The organism is Mucilaginibacter gotjawali (genome assembly GCF_002355435.1).
In the GTDB taxonomy this organism is placed as follows: domain Bacteria; phylum Bacteroidota; class Bacteroidia; order Sphingobacteriales; family Sphingobacteriaceae; genus Mucilaginibacter; species Mucilaginibacter gotjawali.
This window is the reverse complement of the sequence record NZ_AP017313.1, coordinates 1,777,992-1,803,243: the sequence shown is the minus strand read 5'-3', so window position 1 is coordinate 1,803,243 and position 25,252 is coordinate 1,777,992. Positions and strand designations below refer to the sequence as shown.

The 25,252-nt window shown below is 42.8% G+C and carries 14 protein-coding genes and 1 pseudogene; 10 read left to right on the top strand and 5 right to left on the bottom strand.

Features of this window, described 5'->3' with window-relative positions:
- Positions 1 to 41 precede the first annotated feature (41 nt).
- From MgSA37_RS08325 to MgSA37_RS08315, 3 genes are all read left to right on the top strand, one after another.
- Positions 42 to 2,087 carry a sensor histidine kinase gene (locus MgSA37_RS08325; protein WP_096351146.1) on the top strand — a complete coding sequence of 682 codons (2,046 nt, stop codon included), beginning with the start codon at positions 42 to 44 and terminating at the stop codon, positions 2,085 to 2,087.
- A 242-nt stretch (positions 2,088 to 2,329) separates the two neighbouring features.
- A complete protein-coding gene (locus MgSA37_RS08320; RefSeq protein ID WP_096351144.1) occupies positions 2,330 to 3,415 on the top strand; it encodes a hybrid sensor histidine kinase/response regulator in 1,086 nt (361 codons plus the stop codon).
- Complete coding sequence (locus MgSA37_RS08315) at positions 3,415 to 3,840, top strand: response regulator (protein ID WP_096351143.1); 426 nt, start codon at positions 3,415 to 3,417, stop codon at positions 3,838 to 3,840. The genes MgSA37_RS08320 and MgSA37_RS08315 overlap by 1 nt, the downstream gene beginning before the upstream one ends.
- A gap of 5 nt (positions 3,841 to 3,845) precedes the next feature.
- On the opposite strand, the gene MgSA37_RS08310 is transcribed toward MgSA37_RS08315, so the two are convergent.
- The gene (locus tag MgSA37_RS08310; protein WP_096351141.1) at positions 3,846 to 4,310 is read right to left on the bottom strand and encodes a response regulator; all 465 of its coding nucleotides are present in this window, start codon (positions 4,308 to 4,310) and stop codon (positions 3,846 to 3,848) included.
- A 476-nt stretch (positions 4,311 to 4,786) separates the two neighbouring features.
- On the opposite strand from MgSA37_RS08310, the gene MgSA37_RS08305 reads away from it, so the two are divergent.
- Positions 4,787 to 6,415 (top strand): hypothetical protein, encoded by a 1,629-nt coding sequence (locus tag MgSA37_RS08305; RefSeq protein WP_096351140.1) that lies wholly within the window; start codon positions 4,787 to 4,789, stop codon positions 6,413 to 6,415.
- Between the two features lie 206 nt (positions 6,416 to 6,621).
- Here MgSA37_RS08305 and MgSA37_RS08300 read toward each other — a convergent pair whose 3' ends face one another.
- Positions 6,622 to 9,657, bottom strand: coding sequence for a DUF2723 domain-containing protein (locus MgSA37_RS08300; RefSeq protein ID WP_096351138.1), 3,036 nt, complete (start codon positions 9,655 to 9,657; stop codon positions 6,622 to 6,624).
- A 326-nt stretch (positions 9,658 to 9,983) separates the two neighbouring features.
- On the opposite strand from MgSA37_RS08300, the gene MgSA37_RS08295 reads away from it, so the two are divergent.
- On the top strand, positions 9,984 to 10,676 hold the full coding sequence (locus tag MgSA37_RS08295; protein WP_096351137.1) for a TapB family protein: 693 nt from the start codon (positions 9,984 to 9,986) through the stop codon (positions 10,674 to 10,676).
- 413 nt (positions 10,677 to 11,089) lie between these two features.
- On the opposite strand, the gene MgSA37_RS08290 is transcribed toward MgSA37_RS08295, so the two are convergent.
- The 3 genes from MgSA37_RS08290 to MgSA37_RS08280 all read right to left on the bottom strand — a co-directional run bounded on the left by MgSA37_RS08290 (position 11,090) and on the right by MgSA37_RS08280 (position 14,659).
- The gene (locus MgSA37_RS08290) at positions 11,090 to 11,962 is read right to left on the bottom strand and encodes a DUF4440 domain-containing protein (RefSeq protein ID WP_157750495.1); all 873 of its coding nucleotides are present in this window, start codon (positions 11,960 to 11,962) and stop codon (positions 11,090 to 11,092) included.
- A 147-nt stretch (positions 11,963 to 12,109) separates the two neighbouring features.
- A complete protein-coding gene (cysS, locus tag MgSA37_RS08285; protein ID WP_096351134.1) occupies positions 12,110 to 13,573 on the bottom strand; it encodes a cysteine--tRNA ligase in 1,464 nt (487 codons plus the stop codon).
- Positions 13,574 to 13,696: 123 nt separating this feature from the next.
- Positions 13,697 to 14,659 (bottom strand): isopenicillin N synthase family dioxygenase, encoded by a 963-nt coding sequence (locus MgSA37_RS08280; RefSeq protein WP_096351132.1) that lies wholly within the window; start codon positions 14,657 to 14,659, stop codon positions 13,697 to 13,699.
- 475 nt (positions 14,660 to 15,134) lie between these two features.
- Between MgSA37_RS08280 and MgSA37_RS08275 the strand changes: the two genes are divergently transcribed.
- The 5 genes and pseudogenes from MgSA37_RS08275 (at position 15,135) to MgSA37_RS29705 (ending at position 25,239) form a co-directional block, all read left to right on the top strand.
- Positions 15,135 to 15,446: a hypothetical protein gene (locus MgSA37_RS08275; RefSeq protein ID WP_096351131.1), complete on the top strand. Its 312-nt coding sequence runs from the start codon at positions 15,135 to 15,137 to the stop codon at positions 15,444 to 15,446.
- A 308-nt stretch (positions 15,447 to 15,754) separates the two neighbouring features.
- Entirely contained in the window at positions 15,755 to 17,206 is a 1,452-nt protein-coding gene (locus tag MgSA37_RS08270) for a TolC family protein (protein WP_096351129.1), read from the top strand.
- Positions 17,207 to 17,231: 25 nt separating this feature from the next.
- Positions 17,232 to 18,428, top strand: a complete 1,197-nt coding sequence (locus tag MgSA37_RS08265) for an efflux RND transporter periplasmic adaptor subunit (RefSeq protein ID WP_096351127.1) — start codon at positions 17,232 to 17,234, stop codon at positions 18,426 to 18,428.
- A gap of 100 nt (positions 18,429 to 18,528) precedes the next feature.
- The gene (locus MgSA37_RS08260) at positions 18,529 to 21,780 is read left to right on the top strand and encodes an efflux RND transporter permease subunit (RefSeq protein WP_096351126.1); all 3,252 of its coding nucleotides are present in this window, start codon (positions 18,529 to 18,531) and stop codon (positions 21,778 to 21,780) included.
- A 126-nt stretch (positions 21,781 to 21,906) separates the two neighbouring features.
- Positions 21,907 to 25,239 (top strand): annotated as a pseudogene (locus tag MgSA37_RS29705) (efflux RND transporter permease subunit).
- Positions 25,240 to 25,252 lie beyond the last annotated feature (13 nt).

The window sequence follows — 25,252 nt, the reverse complement described above, 5'->3', positions numbered from 1 at the left end:
GCGGTAATTGCGCAAAAAACCATCATTTTCAGGGGGCCAATATGGTTATTGGCAAAAATGTAGCTGTTCTTGAAGATCGCAGTAAACGAATTGATATTAACACGGTGCTTAAAGCTACCGGATTTGTGCAGTCGCAAACCCAGGTTCCAAACCTGCAACTCAGTACATCTGCCTTTTGGTTACGATTTACAATTAAGAATGAGAGTCCGGAAAAACAGCTGCTGCTTAGTCTTGAATACCCTACGCTGGACGTATGTGAGTTTTATTTTCCCGTCAACGGTGTATACAATGCAGAAAAATTAAGCGATAACAACTCTTTTTATAAAAGAAAATACAAGCACCAGGACTTTATTTTCGATGTTAAAATCCCTAAAGACAGTACAGCCACATTTTATCTCCAGGTGCAAAGTAATGAGGCAATGGTATTGCCGCTAATATTGGGTACGCCGCAAAAAATTGCCGAAAAAGAACTAACGCGGGATATGCTATGGGGTATTCTTGTGGGCATACTATTGGTGATGATACTATATAATTCTTTTGTATTTATCTCTACAAAGGATATCAGCTATTTATATTACGTGTTGTACACGTTATTTATAGCGCTTACCCAAACCTCATTGTCGGGGTATACCTATCGTTTTCTGTTTCCAAATCATCCTGTGTTGTTTGATATGGGTATAATCATATTCAATGCCGTGGCCGGAATCGCGTTTTCATTGTTTGCGCAATCCTTCCTGGAAATTAAAGAACGGATGCCAATAATGGGCAAAGCATTTAAGTTTCTTATCGTATTATATTCGCTGACGATTATTGTACGCCTTTGCGGATATGCGCTCATCAGTTACAGAATGACGGATGTTGGTGCATTACTGGTAACCGTTATCGGCTTTATCACTTTAATAACGCTATCAATAAAGGGTTACCGCTCGGCAAAGTTTTTTCTGCTGGCCTGGGCCATGTTCTTTACCGGGATAGTATTATTTGCATTACGTAATTTAGGTGTATTGCCTTATAATAATTACACCAATTATACCATGCCGGTGGGTATCGCTTTTGAAGTTATTTTGCTATCCCTCGCTCTTGCCGACAGACTTAATATTTTCAAGGCGGAGAAAGAAAAATCGCAGGAAGAAACCTTAAGGGTATTACAGGAAAACGAAAAGATTATACGCGAACAAAATGTTGTTTTGGAGTTAAAGGTTAATGAACGAACCGTTGAACTAAGCGAATCAAACCACGAACTGAATAAAACCCTCGACGATTTAAAGCAGGCCCAGGGCCAATTGGTAGAAGCTGAAAAAATGGCATCGCTGGGCCAGCTCACTGCAGGCATTGCGCACGAAATCAATAACCCGATAAACTTTGTAACATCGAATATCAACCCGTTAAACCGGGATATTAAAATGATCCTTGAGGCTTTTGAGGTGATAGAGAATGTGGGCCTGTCGGATGCTTCGGCTGCCGAAAAGCAAAAAAAGATAAAGGCCTATAAAGAAGAGCTGGATTTTGATTACCTGGCAATGGAGATTAAACATTTGATAAAAGGAATAAATGATGGCGCAAACCGCACGGCCGAAATAGTTAAAGGATTGAGAATATTTTCGCGTTTGGATGAAGACGACCTGAAGATGGCCGATATGAATGAGGGGCTGGATTCAACCCTCATCATCATAAACAACCAGCTGCAAAACAAAATAAAAATAGTAAAACAGTATGCCGTGTTACCGCTTATTGAGTGTTACCCCGGAAAACTAAACCAGGTATTTTTAAATATAATTTCAAACGCTATTTATGCGGTTCAGAAAAAATTTGGCGATAATACGGGTGGCGAGATCGTTATAGCAACAAGTTACGATGAAAGCAATGTATATATAAAGATAAAAGACAATGGTACGGGGATGGATGCCCAAACACAGAAAAAGGTATTTGATCCATTTTTTACTACAAAAGATGTAGGGGAAGGCACTGGGTTGGGCATGTCCATTGCCTATAACACCATTAAAAAGCATAACGGCCAAATTATGATAAACAGCACCTTAAACGAAGGCACTGAATTTAAACTGCAACTTCCCATAACGCTGGCATAAAGGGAATAAATAAGGTAATTTTAAATTCGCTGATGTTATGTTTTATGCTGAAAGGTGGCATATCTGAAAAAAAATATCAATAGATGATCGTCATCACCTATTGATATGATTGTAAACACTTAATTGTTTAATAGTAGTCATTTATTACTATTCACAACTTACCTATATTTGTTTAAAACAGAAACCATTAAATTGAAAATGAAACAAAATACCAGCCTGAAAGTTACCTTACCTAAAATGCCGTGCCTGAAAAAATAAAAGTTTTGTATATCGATGACGAACCGGAAAACCTGGTTGGCTTTAAGGCATCATTACGACTTGATTATCAAATATTTACTGCCGTAAACATACCAGATGCTATTTCCTGCCTGGATAATAACCCCGATATAAGGGTCATATTTTGTGACCAAAGGATGCCCGGTAAAACAGGCGTCGATTTTTTTGAAGAGATAAGGGTAACGCACCCCCTGCCGGTGCGCATTATGTTAACAGCCTACACCGATGTGGAATCGATTATCGATGCCATCAATAAGGGGAACATATTCAGGTTTGTAAAAAAACCCTGGATAGAGGCAGATATTATATGGGCAATAGAAGAGGCTAATAAATTTTACATGGCCAATTCCATGCTTTTTGTCAAAAATGAAGAATTACAGAAAGCTTATAACGAGCTCAATAAATTTGCTTACAGCGTAAGCCATGATATACGGGGGCCATTAACCGGAATATTAGGGGCGATCAACCTGGCAAGGGAGATTGACGACACCTCCGAAATAAAAGAAATGCTATTCCTGATGGAAAAATCAGTAAAAAAATTAAATACTTATGTTTTAAGCATGCACGATTATTACAGCATGCAAAGAGGCGAGCTGAAAATAACAGAAATTGATTTTAATACCATTATTGATGAATTAAAGGCGATTTATATCGTGAATTCAAAAATAAACAATGTGTTGTTTAAGGTAGATATCAGGCAGGATGAAGTATTTTTATGTGATGAGGCCCCGTTGCGGCTTATTATCAACAACCTTTTATCAAATGCTTTTAAATACCAGGACACGAACGCTGAAATAAAATCTGTTGAAGTAAAAATTGTTGTAGCCGATGGCAAAGCCGTAATTCATGTGTCTGACACAGGCATTGGCATTTTGGAAAGCCATCTCGGCGAAATATTCAACCTTTTCTTTCGCTCAAATTCCGCGGAAGTGGGGTCGGGATTTGGGTTATATAATGTAAAAAGTGCACTGCTAAAGTTAAACGGGCAAATTGAGGTGAGCTCTGTTTTGCACCAGGGAACAACTTTTAAAGTAACAATTCCATCCATCTGATGAATAGAGAACTTTCATTTATTATTATTGACGACAGCGAGCTGGATTGCTATGTAACCCAAAAGTTTTTGCAGCGGGCCAATCAAAATCTCATCATTAAAACCTTTAATGATGCACAGGAGGCCTTGGAACTGATCAGGGAAAATAACAACTTCGACGTAGTTCCTCCTACAATAATTTTACTTGATCTGCAAATGCCGGTAATGAGCGGCTTTAAATTTGTTGAGGAATTCGAAAAAATACCTGCGGAAATACAAAAAAAATATGTCATCATCGTTTTAACCGTATTATCATCTTCCAACGATCCGAAGGACATCTATAAAATATTAACCTTTAAAACAGTAAAAAGCCTTGTAGAAAAGCCCCTTACCCTTGAAAAACTAGCCTCATTGCTGAAGCACGTACCGCCTGCAGGTAATAAATAAAACAGTCACGACAGTAGCTTTTGTCGTAACAGAAACTCCAGTTGATCATTGGATTGTTCCAGCTTTTCGTTCATTTCTTTTAGTTGCACGCGTTCCAGGTATTTTTCATAAGCCCTGTTTATGGTTAAATCCAATTCTTCTTCATTCCAGGGCTTAGCCAGGTAATGAAAGATCTTCCCTTTATTTACGGCGTCAATAACTGCATTCATATCTGCGTAGCCTGTTAACAGCAGCCTCATCGGGTCCGGAAATTTATCCAGCACTTTCTCCAAAAACTCTATACCTGTCATTTCCGGCATGCGCTGGTCAGTTATAATAATATGTACCTGGTTTTTAGCAAGAATATCCAGCGCCTCAGCGCCGCTGAGCGCGGTTAACACTTTATATTTAATGCGAAAAGTGGCTTTGAATGAAAACAAGTTATGTTCTTCATCATCTACATAAAGCACGGCAATTTTATTATCTGACATTTTTATGGATCTGCTTTAAATTCATTTACCAAAGTAAATATAATCATTCTATTTCTTATCATTTCACTCACATTTGTAATAGCCTGTAAATTCAGCAGATAGTAATAAATAAACATACGCCCGGTATTTTTTTTTATTGTGCCGTTTAATGGCTTACCGTTGTACCACCTGAAAACATTACGTAAAAACCCTCCCGCAAATTCAGTGCTGATACGCAGCTATCCAGCCTTTATGCAAGATAACTTTGACTATTGATTAACCAATTAAGCCCTAAGCCTTGAATCTCAGGTTCGAATAACCCCCTTGCCATATTTTACTTCAGATTCGAAACTTATGACTCATCATCTAAATTAATACGGAGCAAGAAGCCGAAAATCCCTTTGCTATTGTCTGCAGCAAAAACAAACAAAAGAGTAAGCACCCGGTGAGCCGAAAACGGGAAACAGAGTAGGTAAAAACATTAAAAAAACATCGTCATGCCTAACGCAATTTATAATTATGTTTACTATGAGCCGCTAGCAGTTGGCGGCCCTGTAACCAGACAAAACAGGATCCCTGCCTCATCGTCAACCTACGTTCCTGTACCGGGTATCATTGTCCCGCCAACAAACGATTTGGCGCCCGGCAGCCAGTTTCACCCCGATATGCCACCGGCGAGCCACACCCAGGGTACAACAACCTATACATTCGGTTTTATCAATGTATCCGGATGCGGGGCGGGGCAAACCTCAACAAACCTTGCTAACCTGCCTGGTTCGGATCCTGACAACCCGCTTTTAGTGGGTTCGCAAACCATCAACATACTGGCCGTTTACCTTGCCAGCGGCATTTCGGGCCCGGGAGGAGGTGGCCCCGGCATTTACCTTGATGCTTTTGACGAAACAACGGGTGAATTTTTAGATAATTTTTTTGTAACCGGTATTGCACCCGATAACGGACTAACGCACAATGTGAACGTGTATGGCTCACTGGGCGTAGTACCTGCAACTGAAACCGTAACCGCCGCGGCGAACCCTATGCCCACACCCGCAGTTATTAACAGCAATGCGAATTTTGATAAGTGGGACATATTGGAAGGCGCCGGCAGCAACCCCCAGGTTAGCGGGCAAAATTTAATTGTAACCGGAAATACACCATCAAACCTGGTGGCATTTGCATTTTACCAGCAGCCCGAATCGGTTTATATTACCGGCGGATACGAAAGCCCGGATATCATCCTGTTCACCCCGTTCAGCACTACATCCATAGGTACAGTTGTACCTGTAATTGGTGGCGACACAAAAGTACTGCCTGGTGTATCTTACGGATTTGCTGCGAGGATCCACAACGACTCGGAATTTGAGGTAAGCACAAAGGTTACTTTTTGGACAATACCCGAAGGTGTGGCCACCATTGGCCAATACCTGGATACCCAGGTTGCAACAGTTCCGGCCGGTGGCAGTACTATCGTATACTCATCTGTGCCGTTTGTAAACGCTGGCGGCATTGATAGCCACACTTGCGCCGCCGTTAGTTTGTTTACCCCCGGCACCGCCTGCAGTTTTAATGCCAACAGCCTGAGCAGCGCAACTGACATACCACGGCCCGACATTAATGTCGCCCATAGCTGCTCGGCCTGGAGGAACACCGATACGCTGTTTGTATCGCCGGGCGCCCCATGGCATATCATCCTGGGTCTGGGGCGCGTTCATCACTTTGATCCGGTAGCGGAGATCAGTATTGCGGTTAACGTGCGGCACGTTGCAGCTGACTTTGCTAAAAACGACAAAGTTTTGGAGGTTGTTAGGGCAAACCGGGCTATTTACTGCAAAACACCGCCATACCTTATCCCGTCTCTGCACGAAGAGCTACCGGTAACTGAACTTAAGCACGAGATAATCCCTGTTTCAAAAGGGAGAATTGAACAGCATAAGGAGTACGGCAGGCATATTGTACAATTTGAAAACCCTGCCGAGACTGAATTTAAAATTTCGGGCACCGTACCCGGAAATGCAAAACCCGGCGAGATCTACCTTGTACAGGTAAACGCTCATTATCCACGAAACGGAAAACAGCCTTCACGGATTGTTAGTTTCCTGGAAGCGTTAGTGGTGAAAGGTAAATAATACCGGCATTTTTTATACCTGTGAATGTTAGGAGGCTGCCTTTTTGAGACAGCCTCCTTTTTGCATTTTAATGTGTCTGTTTGTTTTACCACCTGCTTTAGTAAAAAACGAACGAACACCTTTTCTTACCATAGCCGATAGTCCGGGATTATAGTAAAAGAAAAAGAGCTTTACGCTGAAATCCATGAAATATGGACGCCGGAATACTACCTGTTTTCCAATACGGCAAACTTATTCTCATAATCCTTCAGTTGTGCCTGTAACTGGTTACTTAATTCCGTTTGGTGGCTTGTTTTGGCAGTGTCTGTCATACCATTCAGCAATTGCATCCCGAGCTGCACGGTGCGTCCGTCAATCGCCTGGTTATTGTTTTGTTTCAGTAATTCATAATTGTAATCCAGCTGACCGGTGATATAGTTATCAACGCTTTTTACCAATTGATTACCCAATTTGATATCATCCAGCTTATAGGCCGTTTGCGACATAAAGAACTTTTGTGCCGCAGTATCAATATCGGGTGTAATATCCGGCATTTCATCATCAAATTTATGCAGTGATTTAAGGGCCAGGTCAGGACGACCATCCTGTATAAGGCCGTGGGCAAGGTCGTTAAATGTGATCTGCATATTTAAATAGAACTGCGTTTTAGATACATTATCCAGGTACCTGGCGGTTTTAAAATTGCCGTATTTAAACTTGTTCACTACATTGCCATACATTACCAGGCTGTTGGTTTTAGATGATTGCGCATCTTTACTTACTTCAGTTTTAAAAGGGATGAGGTGATAAACAAATCCCTCTTTATAAAGATATGGCAACAGGCCGAACATACTACTCTCGCTCATGGTAGTAGTAAAGCAAATGGGCCTTTTCCAGTTATTATGTGCGATGATATCCATCATGGCCAGGTTATCTTTGGTTAAATAATTGGATGATATTTTCCAGTCCATTTCTGGTGCCAATTTTTCTTTCTGATCAGCAGTAATCACACCATTTTTTATCACTTCGTCCGGGTTAACCGTTAATTTAAAGTTTTTGGTTGGCATAAAATTGGCCAGGGAGCCATCCTGCAAGGTCATCTTTGCGCGGCTGTCGTCCGAGGTAACAAAATCAAAAACGTCCTTCAGTTCAACATTCCCGGCAATTTTGGCATCGTTGTAATAAACAACATCCCTCACCCCCTCTTTATACTTATCAAAAGGCATGGTAACCGGCAATGGCGCCGACTGGTTCATCTTTCCCTGCATCTGGTGGATATACCAGTCGCCACTAAACAGGCTCATACAAACAATACGCACATCCGGCCTTATGCCTTCAACTTCCTGGTCATACCAAAGCGAGTAAGTATCATTATCGCCATAAGTAAACAAAATGGCATTTTTTGGACAGGAGATAAGAAAGTTGTAAGCCATATCATGCGGCGTAAGTTTCGTTGAACGATCATGCGCCCGCCACTCTTTACAGGCCAGCAATACCGGCACAGCCATCATACACACGCCAAAGGAACCATAAGCTGCAAGCCTGGCATTCAGCTTTAAGCGTACAATTTCGGCAAGGGCAATTACGCCCAACCCTATCCATATCGCGAAAGCATAAAAAGAGCCCACATACGAATAATCGCGTTCGCGGGGCTGAAGCGAGTTTTGGTTAACATACAGCACGATGGCGACGCCTGTAAAAAAGAATAAAAGCGCAATCACCAGCGCATCCCTTTTTTTACGCTTAAAATGATAATATGCACCTAACAAACCCAGCACGAGCGGAAGCGCATACAGCGGCGTGTAGGTTACATCATCTATCACTGCTTTCGGCAGGTGTTTGCCCCCATCGAACAAGCCGCTTGTCCAGTTCCCGTTTACGCCCACGGTGCTTTGTTGCCCGTCAGCATCATTATAACGCCCCACAAAGTTCCATAAAAAGTAGCGGGCATACATTTGGTAAACCTGCCAGCTGAACAGCCATTTCAGGTTGTCCGAAAATGTTGGCGCCTGGCCATCGCCCAATTGCAGCCATTGCTTGTAGAACTGCACATTCTGTGCATAATACGGGTCCGATTCGGTGCTCCACATGCGGGGTAAAAACGTGTTGTGGTCGTACACATATTCCATGCTTTTTCCGGCATTCTCATATTGGGTTTTCCCTTTACGGTAAATAGCAGGGCCTTCTTTTTCATCAATAATTTTAGCATCGAAATACGGGCCGGATAACAAAGGGGTTTCGCCATACTGCACCCGGTTTAAATAGCCATATAAAGTGAAAGCATTATCAGGGTGCGAGTTGTTGAGATCGGTATTGGCAGCAGCACGGATAGGGATATAAACAAATGAGCTATAGCCGAAATAAATAAAGATGGTACACAAGAGCGCCAGGTTCAACAATGGCTTTTTATGTTTGATACTGTACCAGATCCCAAAAATGAGCACGGCGAAAAGTAACGCCATAAATACAAATGCCCCGCTGCCAAATGCCATTCCCAGCGAATTAACAAAGTAAAAATCAAACCAGGCGGCAAAATATACAGTGTAGCCCCTGATACCGAACTGGACTATAGCGAGTATAAGGATACTGATAAGAAAAGCCATTATGCCATTTTTAAGGCTGATTTTTTTAAACCTGCGGAAATAATAAACCATAGCAATTGCAGGTATGGTCAATAAATTAAGCAGGTGTATCCCCATAGAAAGGCCGATGAGGTAAGCGATAAGCAGGATCCATTTATCAGCCCCGGGCGTATCAGCTTTAGCATCCCATTTTAATATCGCCCAAAAAACAATAGCAGTGCACAAGGAAGAAATGGCAAATACGATAGTCTCAACCGCCGAAAACCAAAAAGTATCGGTAAAGGTAAAGGCAAGTGCGCCTACCAAACCGGCGCCGAAGGTTAGCAGTTGGTGTTGGCGGCTATTTTCTTCACCTGGTTTAACCAGCTTTCGTGCCAGGGCAGTGATTGTCCAGAAAAGGAACATAATAGTAGCTCCGCTGGCCAGCGCCGACATTAAATTGGTACAATAGGCTACTTTTGTACGGTCGCCAAATGACAATAATGAAAACGCCTTGCCCAGCATTGCAAACAAAGGATAGCCAGGCTGGTGCGATACCTGCAAACGGTAAGCACAGGAGATAAACTCCCCGCAGTCCCAAAAGCTCACCGATGGTTCGAGCGTTAAAACGTAGGTAGTGGTGGCTATTACAAAACAAAGCCAGCCTAAAAAATTGTTGATCTTTTTGTAATTGTGTTGCATAAGTTGTGAATTAGTTAAATGGTTGATTGAGTTGGATTAAGTTGATTGAGTTGCGCAGATCGGCGAAACCTACTCACCTCGTCAACCATTCACTTAATCAACTAATACATACCAATTTCTGCCTAATTTTTCAAATAGCTAAATCATTTAACACCCCTTAACAATATTTAACTAAAAACTGAATAATTTTAACAATTAGCGTTTCATGCGACGATTCCTGCGTAACACCACTCTGATTTTAACGGGAAAAAAAATATGCAACTAATTGTTTTATAAGTATTTTTATACATAAAACACTAAAAGCAAATACTTTAAACTTAATTACCATGAAAAAGATCATTATCACAGCGCTATCGTTGTTGGTGCTGGTTCGCTTCGGCTATGCGCAGAGTTGCGAACAGTTTTTGAACGCCACCAACGGCAAAAAGTTGGTTTACAGTAATTCGGATGCCAAAGGCAATCAAACCGGGAAAATCACTTACAGTTCGGTAAAAAAAGATGCTGCAACAATTAGCACTCACAGCGAAATAACTGACAAAAACGGTAAAGTTATTGGAAACAGCGATTTTGACATTACCTGCAACGGCTCATCCGTCAACATTGATATGCGGTCGTTTATGCCGGCAAACGGCAACAAGCAAATGAGCAATATGCAAATGCAGGCCGATGGCAAGTATTTAAGCTACCCGCTTAACCTTAGTGCGGGCCAAAAACTTGATGATGGCTCAATGGTGATCACCATATTAAATAACGGCCAAAAGTTTGGCGAAACCCACATGGATATTACCAACCGAAACGTGGTATTAAAAGAAACCATCAGTACACCAGCCGGAGATTTTGAATGTTTTAAGATCACTTACGACATCCGTATGGAAACCAAAATGATGGGGATTGGCATACCGGTGAATATGCAATCAACTGAATGGTTTTCGCCGGCGCTTGGCCGTTTTATAAAATCCGAAACTTATAATAAAAATGGCAAGCTGATGGGGACAACTGCGCTTGTGGCAATAAATTAAGCGGGCAATAATTATTGGGGTTTTTAACTGGCCTTTTGCCGTTTAAATTCCTCTATTTTACTTTCCAGTTTATTGATCGAATTCTGTAGGTCAGCAATAAACATACTGGTCTTCTCATCTTTGATGTTTTTATGCATCAGATGTGACAGGACTTCTGTGATCCTTTCTTTCGACCTTTTGAACTGATTTAAATCTCCCATATTATATCGGCTTGGTTAATACTTTGTACGGTTAAGATCCAATAGGGTTCGGGTTGTTTATAAACAAAATTTAAAGTTATTAACAAACAGGCTATAAAAAAAACACAATTACCCTGAAAACAGGGGACGATTTAATATTTAAGGTCAAAAAAAAAGCAGCAATTATATAAAATGCTGCCTTTTGTATTTATGCTGATATTCTTCGCTTAACTTTTATTCATTTTCAACTGCTGAAAATATTTCAAGTACAATATCCCATTTATGGCCGGCATCCTGTTCCCAGATACGTACATAGTTGTAGTTACTGACGATGTCGCCCTTTTTTATACGTGCTTTACCATAAGTATAGGCCAAATCGTTGCTGGTAGAGCGTCCGCCGTTTGTAGTTTGCGCCGTTATGGAGATGGCTTCATTATCAATAAACTTCATTACCTTATCCTGCCCGGTCATTGGTTCAAAACCGGGGAAATAATACCGGCCCTCGGGGCTCAAAAACTCCTTATAACTGGCCATTGTTGAAATTGACAATGAATGATTAAATACATTGTCAGTAGCAAGGATGATCTTTTTCCCGGCAAAAGGATCTTTGCTTACGGCTACCTGCCTTACCGAGTCGGGGTTTTTGAAATCAGAAATAGGATCCTGCTCAGGCTCGGGATGCTGTATACCCAGGTTGATCAGTAACTTTAAACCATTTTCACCCTCAGCCCTCCATATAGAAACATAATCGCCAAACACCTTATCGGTATCATCCGTCCCGTTTTGATAAACGTACGGCCCGGCTGTAAACGCCAGGTCGCCATTGGCAGAAATGCGTCCGAAGTTGGCGTGCTGTTTTAAATTACCAGCCTGTTTATCAATATTATTATAAAACTCAATAATGTTAACTACATTGGGTTTAAAAACAATACCTTCAGGATCAGCCACAGCTAAAAACCCGTCTTTAATTCCTTTTCTTTCAATTAATTTGTCAAAATCTTTATCTGCGTTTACAACTTTGTTTACATCGGCAGCAGGGCCCTGGGCAGCCGCCCAACCAATCGTACTAAACAATATAAAGGTGGAGAATAGTATTTTTTTCATCATTTTTTTACAGAAGTGTGCTAATTTAAAACATTTAATGGACGAAGCCTCGACGAACAGTGGTCATTGCAATAATTTATCGTTTTTTAACATTCAGAAAACAATCCGGCTTAGCTCTATATAATCAACTACCTAACGTAAGGATGTCAATTAAATTTTACTCCAGGTTGTACCATCTTTGTTATCTTTCAACTTAAAACCAATTTCCTGCAGGCCATTTCTTATTTTATCTGAAGCTGCATAATCATGGCTGACTTTTGCTTCATTTCTTAAATTTACAATAAAATCTAAAACTTTCGGCAAGTCGTCATTGGCGGCCTGTTCATTTTTTAACCCCAGGATATCAAACACAAAACTGGTCATCGTGTTTTTCAAAAGCTCCAGATTTAATGCATCGATTTTCATTTTACCATCGTGCACGGAATTAATTATCCGGCTTGCCTCAAAAAGTTCGGCAATCAGCACCGGGCTGTTAAAGTCATCGTTCATGGCAGCATAACAACGATCAGTTAAGGGCTGAATTTCAATACCTGTGGTAGCTGATGCCTTAAGGCCATCTAATAAAGTCAATGCATTCATGAGCCTTTTAAAGCCCTTTTCTGAGGCTTCCATCGCTTCGTTACCAAAATCAAGTGTACTACGGTAATTGGCCTGGAGCATAAAAAACCGAACTGTCATGGGGCTGTACCCTTTATTTAGTATGGCGTTGTCGCCGCTAAAAAGCTCATAGGGTAAAAAACTGTTACCCAATGATTTTGACATTTTCTGGCCATTTACTGTCAGCATATTGGTGTGGATCCAGTAGGTTGCAGGGTTCTTGCCGCAGGCGGCCATATTCTGGGCTATCTCATTGGTATGATGGGTTGGCACAAGGTCGATGCCTCCGCCGTGAATATCAAAATGTTCGCCCAGGTACTTATTACTCATCGCCGAACATTCCAAATGCCACCCGGGAAAGCCAACACCCCATGGCGAAGGCCACTTCATCAGGTGCTCAGGTTTTGCTTTTATCCACAGGGCAAAATCAAGTTTGCCCCGTTTTTCGTCCTGGCCGCCTAAGGTGCGGGTATTGTTCATCATATCTTCCAGGTTTCTGCCACTCAAAACACCGTAATCTTTGGTCTGGTTATATTTCTCAACATCGAAATAAACAGAACCATCCACCTCGTAGGCATAACCTTTTGCAAGGATAACTTTTACCAATTCAATCTGTTCAATAATATGCCCGGTAGCAGTTGGTTCGATACTTGGAGGTAATATATTAAAAGCTTTCATTACATCATGAAACCCAACAGTATACTTTTGTACAATCTCCATGGGCTCCAACTGAGCCAACTTTGCTTTTTTTGATATTTTGTCTTCTCCTTCATCACCGGCATCACCCTCAAGGTGGCCAGCATCGGTAATATTGCGCACGTAACGCACCTTATACCCTAAATGGGTAAGGTATCTAAAAATCAGATCGAATGATATATAGGTACGGCTGTTACCCAGGTGCGCATCGCTGTAAACTGTAGGGCCGCAAACGTAGATGCCCACATGAGGCGGGTTAAGCGGTATAAATTTTTCTTTTTTGCGTGTTAAAGTGTTGTAAACAAACAAGTCTTGATTCATGTGCGCAAACTTACGTTTTTAGTCCGAAAGTCGGGAAAGTCCGAAAGTCCGAAAGAAAAAGAAAAAACAGCAGTCCTGCCGCTTCTTCCCTGCTTCCGGACTTCCCCGACTCTCGGACTTTAATTATTTCTTCAATCCAATTTCTCTCAGGCGTTCATCCAGGTATGCGCCTGCCGTAATATCATCATATTGCTTAGGGTGAGATGCATCAATACATGATGGTAAACAACTGAGGTCCATTCCCGCTTTTGGGTGAAGAAAAAACGGCACCGAAAAACGGGAAAATTTCATTAACTCCCCCGGGGGATTAACCACGCGGTGGGTGGTTGATTTTAATTTATTATTCGTTAGGCGCTGCAGCATGTCGCCTACATTAACCACAATATCTTCACCATGGGCTTTAACCGGGAACCATTTATTTTCGCGGGTTAGCAGTTCAAGGCCGTCGGCACTGGCACCAATCAACAGGGTAATCAGGTTAATATCTTCATGGGCGCCTGCCCTAACCGCGTCGGCGGGCAACCTATCCGGATCAGTGATCGGGAAATAATGAAGCGTACGCAGGATGGAGTTTCCGTTATGAACTTGTTTATCGAAGTAATTTTCGGGCAATCCCAGGTAAACGGATATGGCCCTTAATAAATAAATGCCTGCCCATTCCAGTTTTTTATAAACTTTGAGTGTTGTATCATTGAAATCCGGCACTTCATCAACCCTAATATTTTCGGGGTATTCGCTCTTCATGGCATCATCATCGGTAACTGTTTGCCCGATCTGCCAAAACTCTTTCAGATCGGGTGCAGTAAACCCTTTGGCTGTTTCTTTTTGTTTACCGGTGTAGCCACGTTGCCCGGCCAAACCAGCTATCTCATATTTCGCCTTAATTGAATCGGGAAGGGCAAACAACATTTTCACATCCGCATATAATTTCCCGATCAGGTTTTTATCTAAGCCATGATTGGTGATTGTAACAAAACCCGTTTCGTTAAATGCTTTGCCTATCGCGTCCGAAAATTGTTTACGCAGGGTATCGCTGCCCTTTACAAAATCGTTTAAATCAAGCCTCGGAATATTTACAGTTCCCATATGATCCTTTTTTGCAAAACTATTTAATTTTAGAACTCCGGCGATGTTATATTTTTACTTTACAAGGATATTACACCTTTATGATTAAAACGCCTGGTCTTAAATTAATGCTTGCCAATAAAAGTAAGGGCCAAAAATACTCTCGCAGTTTTTTGGCCCTACATCTACCTATGAAAAACAACCCGTTGGGTGGGCGCAATTGACGGTTCAAAGAAGATGCCAACAAAAAATAAAACGGTGTTAGCTTTATTAGATTCGTTTCGCTGTTTACGGGGGGGTGTGAATTGTGGAAATCGTTTCTCAAATAACTGGCAAAATTTACACAGATGGCAGAAAGGGTTACTGCAAAACAGCGCATTTTGATTAAAAACTGCACCCACCGGGCTATAATGGGTATTTTTACTGTTTTTTTTAAATTGCATTAGCTAAACCAATAATAGTGTAAACTATCCAGCAATAATGTTGTTATAGGCTTATGGATTTCAATGTTTATTTATTGGCAACCGATCCGAATAATAGCTGCAGAGATATAATTCACTCAAGGGATACCCATTTAAAGATCAGGGTATTTTGCCTCGACAGTGAACAATTCGACCCGGATAGCAACGAAATCCAGCTTTACGGATATGCTGGCAAAAAGCTATATGCATTTGAAACTATTGGCATTATGGCCGAAGATGCATTGGACGTAGTAAGCGCCATCCAGTGGTATGCTGAATACATAGATTTTCCCCAAATGGAAATATTGCCTGATGATCCCCGCCAGGGGAACCACATTGCCGTTTAAATTTTTCGACCTTTAATATTTGACGATTTATTTTCATATATTGAAAAATACTATCCTGGTTTTAAAATTCTAATCAAAACAATAAATATCAAAATGGCAATCGTTAAGACTGCGTAACAATTTTACTGTTAATCATTCATAAGCAATTAATTAACAAAATTGTTACCCTAAGGCCCATATGTTTTTCACATTTTTACAAAACATATTGGCGTTTATCCTTATTAATAAAATCGCCCGTATATTATTTATTTCCAGGACGATAATTATGACATATCCAATAATAAAAATGCAAATCATAGAGTTTAAAAATGCAGAATATATTTTTTAGCCCGGCAAAAGCCCGTATTTTATGGCTTAATACCTTTTTGGTTTGCTCAACTTTTATTGCCGCTGCACAAAATTCAAAAACAAAAAGCGTAACGGCGCCCGAAATTGTGCCGGATACCGGCAAGGTGAGCTTGCTGATGCCGGTGACTGTTAAAGATACGGGTACCAGCAAATCAGGAGATTATTTGACACTGCAGCAATGTATTGAATATGCCAAACAACACCAGCCTGCTGTAAACATTTCAAAAATCAATATCAACATTGCCCAAACAAACAACCTGATTAATTTATCAACCGCGTTGCCGCAAATAAGTGCCTCAGGCGATCTGATTCATTATTTGCAGCAATCACAGGCAGGTACAAGCACAACGGGTTCTGCTACAACAGGGACAACATCCTCTTCAGGCCACAACTACAGTTTTGTGCCGGGGATAGCGGTTACGCAATCGGTATTTAACCCTAGCCTTCTGTATGCCTTTAAAAGTGCGCCTTTATACGTCAAACAGGCACAGCAACAAAGCGATAGTACCAAAATTTTCCTTGTCTCGGCGGTAAGTAAGTCTTTTTACACTTTACTGCTTACCCTTGAGCAAATAAATGTTTTAAAGGAAGATACTGCACAGTTTGGCAAAAGTTTCAGAGATGCCTACCTGCAATATAAGGGCGGAATTGTTGATGAAACAGATTACGAACAGGCCGAGATCACCCTGAATAATACCAGGGCACAATTAAAACAGGCCAATGAAAACGTAGTACCACAATACGCCACTTTAAAACAGTTGATAGGGTATCCAACTGATAAACAATTTAACGTTGTGTTTGACACGCTTGAAATGATGAAAAACATTCACGTTGATACTACTGAACAGCTTCAGTTTGAGAAACGTATTGAATTTCAATTATTGGGTACCAATAAAAGTCTGTTGGATCAGCAGGTAAATTATTACCGTTATTCATTCCTGCCAACTGTTTCAGCTTTTTATAATTATAACCTGGCTTACGAAAACAATCACTTTTCCGATCTTTTTTCTACTTCGTACCCAAGTTCTTTGGTGGGTATTTCGTTAAGCATCCCGATTTTTACAGGCTTTAACCGGCTTAATAATTTACACAAATCCAGGCTGCAGGAACAAGTACTTGACTGGCAGCAAACAGACCTGAAATCGCAGATAAACGTACAGTATACCACCGCATTAGCCAACTATAAAGGCAATTATTACAACTTACAGATATTACAAAAAAACGTTGCACTGTCAAGGCGGGTTTACTTTGTTGTTTCACTTCAATACAGGCAGGGCGTTGTGCCTTATCTGAATGTGATTACCGCTGAAACTAACTTAATAAATTCGGAAATAAATTATTTAAACGCCCTGTTCCAGGTATTATCAAACAAAATTGACCTGGAAAAAGCCATGGGGAATATCTCTTATTAATTGCACAAAATCACACAGCCTCTATATGAACAGAGTATTATTAAATAGCGTTTTTGCAAGTTGCCTTGTAATTGCGGCGTGCACTAAAAAGCAGGCGCCGCCTAACCCGGAGGTACCGGTTAATTTACAAATAATAAAACCAAGGACAGTATTGTATTACGAGAAAATACCGGCAACTACCCGCGCGCTTAACCAGGTAAATTTACTACCCCAGGTATCGGGCGCCGTTACCGGTATCTTTTTCACCGAAGGCACAAAGGTAAACAAAGGGCAAAAATTATATGAGATTGATGAGCGCCTGTACAAGGCGGCTTATGACCAGGCTGTAGCTAATTTAGAAGTAACAAAAAGCAGCTTGGTACAGGCCCAGCAAGATGCTGACCGTTATACTTACCTGAATAAATATAATGCTGTGGCCAAACAGCTGTATGACCATGCCGTAGTTACCCTTGAACAAGCAAAAAGCACCGTGAAAGCTTCGGAACAGCAGGTAAAAACAGCCAAAACGAATTTAACCTATGCAACGGTTTTTGCGCCCTTTACAGGGACCATTGGTATCAGCCAGGTTAGGCTGGGCGAAGTGGTAACCCCATCAGTAACTACACTTGACACGCTTTCGCAAGATAACCCCATGGCGGTTGATTTCATTATCAACGAGAAAAATCTGCCTTTTTTCGAGAAACTACAGCATGAAAAAACAAAAGTTGATTCTCTTTTTACCCTGTTAATGCCCGATAATTCGCTATACGGCCATCTGGGTAAACTTTCAATTATTGACCGGGCCGTTGACCCGCAAACCGGTACCATTCGCGTAAGGCTTGTTTTTGACAACCCTGATTTTTATTTAAGGGCAGGCATGAGTTGCGTAGTACGGGTCCATAATCAAGAGGCCGGGCCGCAACTGGTAGTACCAAACAAGGCCGTGGTGGAGCAGATGGGCGAGTACTTTGTATATATAGCAAAAGATACTTTGATAAAAGTGAGCCCGGACAGCCTTAAAAAAATGGATAAAAAAGAAGCCGCCGGCGCCAACAAACCAAAACTGATTGCCATGCAAAAAAAGGTGCAAACGGGGCAGGTAATAGGGGCGGATATCATTATTAAAAGCGGCATTAAAGCCGGCGACAAAATAATAGTGGACGGTTTGCAATCACTGCATGACGGTGTGCGCATTACAACCGCAAACAAGGTAGGCCCCGGCGGCGGCAAAGGGGGACACTAACAAGTCGAAAGTATTAAGTCCGAAGTCTTGAGTCAATAAACAGGCGGAAAGAGCACTTTGGACTTCAGACTCAAGACTTCAGACTCAAGACTTAAAAAATATGATTGCTAATACCTTTATAAAGCGGCCCGTAACTGCAATAGTAATTTCTATTGTGCTGGTAATTACCGGTACCGTTAGCATTTTACTGCTGCCGATTGACCAATATCCTGATATCACCCCACCGGTGGTACAAGTGAATGGGCAGTTTATCGGCGCGGATGCCCAAACCGTGGAACAAACTATGGCGACGCCTATTGAAGAACAGGTAAATGGCACGCCAGGTATGGAGTACATGCAGAGCAACAGCACCAATAATGGGGCGATGCAGCTAAATGTAACTTTTAAAATAGGTACGCCGATTGACGTTGCGGCACTCGATGTGCAAAACCGGGTGAGTATTGCAACGCCGCTATTGCCTGCAGCGGCCAGCAGGTTAGGCCTTACCGTACGGGCGGTTAACCCCAGCATGCTGATGATGGTAGCTATTTACGCGCCAAAAGACACACATAACATCACGTTCCTGGATAACTATACTAATATTTTTATCCAGGATGCGTTGCTGAGGGTACCCGGAGTAGGCACGATAAGCCGTTTTACTGACGACTTTAGTATGCGTGTTTGGATGAACCCGCAAAAGATGGCTGCTTACAGCATTGAGCCGCAGGACATCATTACGGCACTTACCGCTCAAAATGTGCAGGTAGCTGCAGGAACGGCAGGCGTGCCGCCGCAGGCGCCAACACAAACTTATGAATTGGGTATATTGGTAAACGGACGTTTAAGTACAGTTCCGGAGTTTCAAAACATCATTATCAAAAACAACCCCCAATCAGGCAAACTTGTTTACCTGAAGGATGTTGCCCGTGTGGAGTTGGGGAAATTTACTTTTTCGAGCAACTCATTTGTTGACGGGCACCGCGCATCGTACCTGCAGATCTACCAGGCGCCCGGCAGTAATGCGCTGCAAACAGCCAACGGCGTTTACGCCGAACTTGCCAAGTTGAAACAAACTTTCCCGACGGATGTGGCCTACAGTGTTCCGTTTGAAGCGGTAACTGTTGTAAAAGTTTCGATGACGGATGTGGTCAGGACTTTATTGATGACCCTTGGACTGGTAGCCATCGTCGTGTTCCTTTTTCTTCAAACATTAAGATCTACCCTCATCCCCATCCTTGCCATACCTGTATCAATTTTCGGCACATTTTGCTTTTTTATACCGCTAGGATTCACTATCAACACCTTAACCATGTTTGGCTTTGTGCTGGCTATTGGGATAGTTGTGGATGATGCCATCATCGTGGTTGAAGCAGTGCAGCATTATATCGACCATGAAAAGATGTCACCCAAAGAGGCTACTTACCAGGCGATGAAAGACATTTCGGCCCCGGTAGTGGCTATCGCACTTATCCTGGCGGCGGTATTTGTACCCGTGGGTTTTATACCAGGCATTGTAGGCCGCTTGTACCAGCAATTTGCCATCACCATTGCTATTTCAGTAATTATATCAGCTTTTATCGCGCTTTCGCTAACACCGGCGCTTTGTACTCTGCTGCTAAAACCTACAGATCCGGCCAAAAAGAATAAAGGCCTCACCAAATGGTTTACAAAATTCAATGAATGGTTTGACAGGGTAACCGCAAAGTACACTGAAGGGGTACGCCGCAGTATTAAGGGGGCCAGGTATATTGTTATCCTGTTGATTTGTGTATGCGTGGGCGCTTACTTTCTGTTTCAGTCCAAACCCACAGGATTTATTCCATCGGAAGACGACGGCAATTTGTATGTAACTTACCAGCTGCCCCCGGCATCCTCTACGGCACAGTCGGTAAATATAATGTCCAAATTGATGAAAGTAGTTGCAAGCACGCCTGGTGTAGGGCATTATGCTGCGCTATCAGGCCTTAACGTTGTAACTAATGCTACCAATTCCAACAACGGCACTATTTACGTTCAACTGAAACCCTGGGACGAAAGATCAGGTGATGACCAGCAGGTACCGGGCATTATCAAGGTAATGCAAAAACGGATAGCCGATGCCGGCGTTACAAATGCTTCGGTTGAAGTAATACAACCATCGCCGCTTCCCGGTGTTGGTTCAACTGTAGGTTTCAGCATGCAGATAGAACAGCGGAGCACGAACGATAACCTGCAGGAATTTGAGCACGTAGTTAATCGTTTTGTTGATTCAGCTAATAAAAACCCGGCTATAACCAAGGCATTTACCTTTTACACTGCGCATACACCCAACATGAGCCTTACCGTTGACCGGGAAAAATGCGAAAAACTGGGGGTAAGCATATCGGATGTTTTTACCACTATTGAGGCATTTACGGGCAGTTTGTATATCAACGATTTTACTACCTATAACCGTACTTTCCACGTGGTGGTGCAGGCGGATACAGTTTACAGGGCGCTTATTACGGATATGGAGAAGTACTACGTGCGAAACTCCGGCGGCAAAATGGTGCCATTGGGCTCGGTTATCAGTTTTAAGCCTGTAGAAGCGGCCCCGCTGATTTCGCACTTTAATATTTTCCGTTCGGCGGAGATAGACGGGTCTTCGCCACCAGGCGTAAGCTCGACCGATGCAATCGCTGCCTTGCAGAAACTGGCCAGCATACAACTGCCACAAGGTTACACTTATGAGTTTTCAGGTTTAAGCTATGAAGAATTGAAAGCAGGATCAGTGACTATGTATATTTTTGCGTTCTCTATTACGTTCGTATTCCTGTTCCTGGCCGCGCTTTATGAAAGCTGGTCAGTTCCGTTTTCGGTATTGCTTGCGGTCCCGATTGGCGCCTTCGGTGCTATTTTAGCATTGGAACTTGTCCCCTCCCTCACTGACAACGTATATGCTCAGATCGGTTTGATCACCTTGATAGGCTTAGCAGCAAAAAACGCTATCCTTATCGTTGAATTTGCCAAGGTCCGGGTAGATCGGGGCGAGGATCTTCTTGCATCTACGCTGGAGGCTGTGAGCCTTCGTCTGCGACCCATCATCATGACATCGCTGGCCTTCATACTGGGTGTGCTGCCGTTGGTTTTTGCAACAGGCGCGGGTGCTGTGGCCCGGCGTACAATAGGCCTTACCGTACTGGGGGGCATGACTGCAGCTTCTACCATAGCTATTTTTGTTGTGCCGGTACTGTTTGTTTTGATCACCCGCTGGGCCTACGGTAAGGAGAAATTGGATTACCTTAAGGCAAATCACAAAGAACTGATGGAAAAAGCGAAAAAAGTTGAGGCGCAGAATATCGACCCGGAACTGGAGTTTGAATTGCAGAAATCACGTGACTTGAGTAAGTCGTGAGTCTTAAGTCGAAAGTCTTGAGTCAAGAGTAGAGTAGAATAATTAAAGTTGCTCACTTAACATTTTGACTTTAGACTCAAGACTTCAGACTCAGGACTTTAGACTCAGGACTTTAGACTTAAAAAAATGATTGCCAATACTTTTATAAAACGGCCGGTAACCGCCATCGTCATTTCCCTTGTTTTGATGATATCCGGGGTAATATGCATTTTTAACCTTGCTGTTGACCAGTATCCCAATATTTCTCCCCCAAGCGTGAGCGTAAATGCCAGTTATACGGGCGCAGATGCACAAACAGTTGAGCAAACTACTGCTATCCCTATCGAGGAGCAGGTAAACGGTACCCCAGGCATGGAATATATGCAAAGCTCCAGCAGCAATAGCGGAGGCATGAACTTGCGGGTAACTTTTAATGTTGGAACCAATCCGCAAATTGCCGCACTTAATGTGCAAAACCGTGTTGGGATTGCAGCACCGCTTTTGCCATCCGTAGTAAGTAAACTGGGTGCCACCGTGCGCGCCAGCAACCCCGACCAATTAATGCTCGTAGCTATCTACTCCCCAAAAAGACACATAATATTACCTTCCTTGATAACTATACCAATACTTTTGTTCAGGATGCCATATTAAGGGTGCCAGGTGTGGGAGATGTGCAGGCGCGTACGGATCAGTTTGCTATGCGGATCTGGCTTAATCCGGATAAAATGGCCTCCTATAATTTAATGCCATCGGATGTAACGGCAGCGCTCAGCGGCCAAAACGTTTACGTTGCGGCCGGCTCGGTAGGTGCACCGCCCCAGAACCCGAACCAGGCCTTTGAAACCGGAATTATAGTGAACAGCATGCTCAGTAAACCCGAACAGTATGAAAAGCTGATCGTAAGAAACGTGCCCGGAACAGATAAGATGATCTATTTGAAAGACATTGGCCGTGTTGAACTTGCCAAGTTCACGTATTCGGGTGGTACCTTTGTGGATGGTCACCGTTGTTCGCTGTTAATGATCTTCCAATCGCCGGGAAGCAATGCCCTGCAAACCGCTGATAATGTTTACGCAAAACTCGCAGAACTAAAAAAATCATTCCCTCCTGACGTTCAATACGTTGTACCCTTTGAATCGATTACTATTATCCGGGTGTCGATGCAGGAGGTGATCGGTACGCTAATGAAGGCGCTGTTATTGGTTGCTTTAGTTGTGTTTCTTTTCCTGCAAAGCTGGCGCGCCACCATCATACCCATATTGGCCATTCCGGTATCCATTTGTCTACTTTTTGTTTTTTCATCCCCTTAGGATTTACGATTAATACCCTTACCATGTTTGGGTTCGTGCTGGCGATCGGGATAGTTGTTGACGATGCCATCATTGTGGTAGAGGCCGTACAGCATTATATTGATGAACAGCACATGTCGCCTAAAGAAGCAACTTACCACGCCATGAAGGAAATATCGGCGCCGGTAATCGCCATCGCGCTTATTTTGGCTTCGGTGTTCGTCCCGGTTGGGTTTATCCCCGGCATTGTTGGCCGGCTTTACCAGCAATTTGCTATTACCATCGCTATATCTGTAATTTTTTCGGCATTTATTGCACTGTCGTTAACCCCGGCACTTTGTACATTATTACTAAAACCATCGCACCACGCTGCACAGAGCACAAACTGGCTCGACAGGTTTTTTGGCTGGTTCGACCGGATTTTCTTTGAGCGGTTTAACCGCATGTTTGACAGGATTAACGGCAAATACGCTAATGGCGTTAAGCGTAGTATAAAAAATGCGAGGTATATCGTCATCCTGCTGGTGTGCATTTGTGCAGGCACCTTCCTGCTCTTCAAAGCCAAGCCTTCGGGCTTTGTGCCTTCGGAGGATGGTGGACGCTTGTTTGTTACCTATCAAATGGCCGATGCCTCATCCACTACCCAATCCGTTAAGGTTCTGGAAAAGCTGATGAAGATCGTCGGCTCAACCCCGGGCGTCCTGCATTTTGTTGGCGCATCAGGATTTAATATACTTGGCGGCGGCGGTAACAACAGCGGCACCATGTTTTGTATGTTAACCCCCTGGGACGATAGGACCACTCCTGATAAAAAGGTTCAGGGTATAATGGATAATATCAGGAAGAGGGTAGCAAAAGCAGGGATAAAAAATGCAACCGTAGTAGCCATCCAGCCGCCACCGATAAGGGGCATCGGGATTGCAGCAGGTTTCGCCATGCAAATTGAACAGGGAAACTCAACAGATGACATCCATGCATTCGAAAAAAATGTGCAAAAATTTGTGGCCATTGCGAAAAAACGCCTGCTACTTCAACTGCATTTTCTTCATTTACGGCGCACACACCAAGCTTTACGGTTACCGTTGACCGCGAAAAATGCGAAAAACTTGGCGTAAACATTTCGGATGTGTTTTCCACTATGCAGGCATTCATGGGCAGTTTATTTGTCAATAACTTCACTTTATACAACCGTACTTACCACGCCGTTATTGAAGCCGATACTGCCTACCGTGCTTTAATTACCAATATAAACAGGTATTATGTACGGAATAAGGCCGGCCATATGCTGCCATTAAGCACTTTGGTAACGTACAAGGCTGATGCGACGGCAACGTCCATATCGCACTTTAACATATTCCGGTCGGCCGAAGTAGATGGATCTATTCCACCGGGATACAGCAGCGGCCAGTCATTGGATGCCCTTAAGGCAATTGCGGCCAAAGCTTTGCCGCGCGGTTACACCTATGAGTTTTCGGGCCTTAGCTATGAAGAGATCAAGGCGGGAAATATCACCATCTATATTTTCCTGTTCTCCATCATTTTTGTTTTCCTTTTCCTGGCAGCATTATACGAAAGCTGGTCGGTACCATTTTCAGTGTTGCTGGCCGTGCCTATAAGTGCTTTTGGCGCCATCGTCTTCCTCACCATTTTCCCCTTGATAACGGGTAAGGAAATCACCAACAATGTTTACGCCCAGATCGGACTTTTAACATTAATTGGCCTATCGGCTAAAAACGCTATCCTCATCGTTGAATTCGCCAAGTTGCGCGTTGACCGCGGGGAGCCGCTGCTACAGTCGACCATCGAAGCGGTGCGGTTGCGTTTCAGGCCGATCATTATGACGTCCATGTCCTTCATTTTTGGTGTATTGCCGCTGGTTTTTGCTACGGGCGCCGGCGCAGAGTCAAGGAATACTATTGGTATTGCTGTTTTGGGTGGTATGATCGCCTCATCTACCATTTCAATATTTATTGTTCCTGTATTATTTGTACTATTCACCCGTTTCTCGTACGGTAAAAAGCAACTTAAATGGCTGGTAGATCATCACGAAGAACTAATGGAAAAGGCCCGGAAAGTGGAAGAATCAAATATTGATCCGGAACTGGAATACGATATAGCGCAGGCACATGCAGAAAATAAAGCAGACAGGGCCAGATTGGGTCACGGGCCAACGGGGCAAGCAGATGTTTGATTTATTTAATAAT